The 2,748-nt window shown below is 37.7% G+C and carries 4 protein-coding genes; 1 reads left to right on the top strand and 3 read right to left on the bottom strand.

Features of this window, described 5'->3' with window-relative positions; all coding sequences use genetic code 11:
* From H277_RS20275 to H277_RS20390, 3 genes are all read right to left on the bottom strand, one after another.
* The coding region (locus H277_RS20275) for a hypothetical protein (protein ID WP_169337529.1) at positions 1-419 on the bottom strand (419 nt) is incomplete at its 3' end.
* A gap of 126 nt (positions 420-545) precedes the next feature.
* Positions 546-1,769, bottom strand: a complete 1,224-nt coding sequence (locus tag H277_RS20270; protein WP_019977078.1) for a Fic family protein — start codon at positions 1,767-1,769, stop codon at positions 546-548.
* A gap of 100 nt (positions 1,770-1,869) precedes the next feature.
* Entirely contained in the window at positions 1,870-2,217 is a 348-nt protein-coding gene (locus H277_RS20390; protein WP_019977077.1) for a hypothetical protein, read from the bottom strand.
* Positions 2,218-2,358: 141 nt separating this feature from the next.
* Here H277_RS20390 and H277_RS0118305 point away from each other — a divergent pair, with 141 nt between their 5' ends.
* Positions 2,359-2,688, top strand: a complete 330-nt coding sequence (locus H277_RS0118305; RefSeq protein WP_019977076.1) for a helix-turn-helix domain-containing protein — start codon at positions 2,359-2,361, stop codon at positions 2,686-2,688.
* The last annotated feature ends 60 nt before the right edge of the window (positions 2,689-2,748 follow it).

Raw genomic sequence — 2,748 nt, 5'->3', positions numbered from 1 at the left:
TCTATGCTTAAACTGATGCCTTCATTTCTTCTGAGTCCGCAACAGTAGTAGATAATAAGCATGACTTTGTCCTGGTAATTCAGTGCTTCCTGTTTGGGTGTGATGTATTCTTTCTCATCGATTGTTTTGTAGATTTCTTTGATTTCGGATTCTGTGAGTATCTCACGTTTTAAGTAATCTATTTTTAGCCTTTTCAGATTCAGCTCCGGTAAATTCTTCATTCCTTTGTGGTGCAGGAACTCAAAGAACTTTTCCAATGCCCAACAGTGTGCATTGATGTAGGTATTGCTTAATGCTCCGCCTTGTTTTTCGTTGGCTCTTGTATGCAGATAGTTATAGTATTGAGTGATGTGTTGTGAGTTGAGTATTGTGAGTTGGTTGATTTGGTTCTGCTCTAAGTAGTGTAAAAATTCGCGCACATTGGTGGGTAGGTTATTAACGCTCATTTTATTAAAACCCAGTATATCCAGCCATTCCTTGAACGCTTTTTCTAAATAAATGTAGCTTGTATTTTCAAGTGGTAAACTTTTCATTTGCAGTTTGGTTTAATTACCTGCCGGGGTTCCCGGCTTTTTAGTCCGCTTAGTTGTTTTAGCTGTTTCCTCGTTCGGTTGGGCATTTTCCTTTTCTACAGAGGGTTGAACCGAACTAATTCCTGTTTTCGTTCGGTATTGTTCACTCGTTCGGTTGATGATGTTTTGCAAAGATTGGTCTAAGATTGTATTTATCTTATCTTCAAGTTGTTGGTATTCTTTTTCGTTGACGATTTGGTAATAATAGGTTTGTTCTTCTTTGTTATGGATTTTTTTAATCAGACCAACATCTACCCATTGGTTCAGATAATATTGTGCGGTACTTTTGGCGATTTTCAACTGATTTCTTACATCCTGATTGGTAATGGTTTGGGTTTTATTTTTTAGTAATGTTTTCAGTTTCTCTAATTGATTTCTGCTTTTTCCGGTGAGTGTATCGGATTTTCGGATTAATACTTCTTTGAGCAGTTCATTTGTGTATTGTATATCTTCAATGGTACTTTCTATGTATTCTTCACCTGTTTCCGTATCTACTTTCTTTTCCCGTTGGAACTGGTGGTAATACGTTACGATTTCGATAAACTGTAAATAATGTGCATTGGTTCTTCTGGGTTTTAATACTTCTTTTGGTAATTGTAATATTTCCGCATAAGGGTTTATAACTTTTATCGGCTCTAAGATTCGCTGTACATTGCGGAGAAGCTCCGCTGCTGATAATTGCTCGTCTATGTTTAGTTTTCCGGCACTTAGTTTTCGTTGGTAGTCCATTATTCGCTGGTCTTGTTCTTCTGATTCGTCTAAGTAGATTAAAAAACTCCGGTTGGCGTTGTCTTCATAAATACTTTCGCGAGTGGTGCATCCTGCTACACATACGGGACCTTCCACTGTCAGATGCAGTGTTTTGGTTTCGCCTTTGGTGTTTTTAAAAGCGATTGTCTTGCTTATTTTCTTTTTGCTTTGCAACTCACGCAGTGCATAAAGTGCTCCGCCTCCCTGTTTGGCTGCTGCTCCCGAGAGTCCGTCCAGATCTTCTATTAAAATAACTTTGTGTTTGAGTTCCTGTTGTCCGAAGTAGTAAAAGGCATTCTCACTTAATGTGGTGATTTCTGTTTTTTCTTCTTCCGGGATTAGGTTTCCGATGCTCTCCTGTAAATGGGTTTTCCCTGTTCCGGAACTTCCCAGGCTGATAATGTGCAACGGCTGCTCTCGTTTTCTACTGCTAAAGATTAAATACATAATCAGGCGGTTTGTTTCTTCGCCGATAATTCCGCTTTTACCTATCAGTTCGTTAGTGGCTGAGAGTAGTTCTTGATTGGTTAATAAGGCGTGTGCTTCTTTATATTGCTGTTCGGTGAGTTGTTTGGTTTTCGGGTTTTGTGTTTTGGTTTTCCAGTTGGTTAAGGCGGTATTTTTCCAGTTCTTCAATGAGTTCGTTTAATGATGCTTCTATTACGCTGCTTCCTATTTCTAATTTGGTTGCCGTTTTCCGTATCAGCTTTTCTACCTGTGTATCGTTGTATAGATCGAGATTATGGCGTATGGCAATTTGTTCTGCTTCCTTTGCCCGTATTTTCAGCGTTACCCGCATACGGTCTAAGCCGTCTATCCTGATTCCGCCCAAAACACTTATTTGCAGGATTTGGTTTTCGTATTCTAACTGGTTGGGGTTGGTAGTATGAAGCATAGAAAAAATATTTTTTTAGAACATATATTATTCAAAAGTATAAAATATGTTCTTATTTGTCAAACAATATTTCATTTAGTTAGATAATTTATGTTTTATATATTTGTGTTTCGTTTTATTTAACTGATAGATTTAGAACTTATGTTGTTTGGAGAACGCCTTTTATATACGCGCAAAAAACTGAAGATTTCACAGGAAGAACTGGCTAAAAAGATTGGTGTGCATGCGCCTATCATCGGGCGTTATGAACGTGAAGAAGTTAAACCGTCTATTGAGATGGCGGTTAAAATTGCACAAGCTTTGGAAGTGTCTTTGGATTTTCTGACCGGATTGTCAGATGTGGAACTCGATAAAGCTACTACCGGGATTATTACCGATTTGCAATTGCTTTCTGATACGGATAAAAACCATATCCTTACTACACTTAACGCACTACTTCGTGATGCTAAAACAAGAGCTGCTTATAAATAATAAACCCCGCTGTTTAGCGGGGTTTTATTTAAGTTATTCTTTTTTATTAAAAACTAATTT

Origin of the sequence: Empedobacter brevis NBRC 14943 = ATCC 43319 (assembly GCF_000382425.1) — a bacterium.
Classification (GTDB): domain Bacteria; phylum Bacteroidota; class Bacteroidia; order Flavobacteriales; family Weeksellaceae; genus Empedobacter; species Empedobacter brevis.
This window is presented reverse-complemented; position numbering and strand designations above follow the sequence as displayed.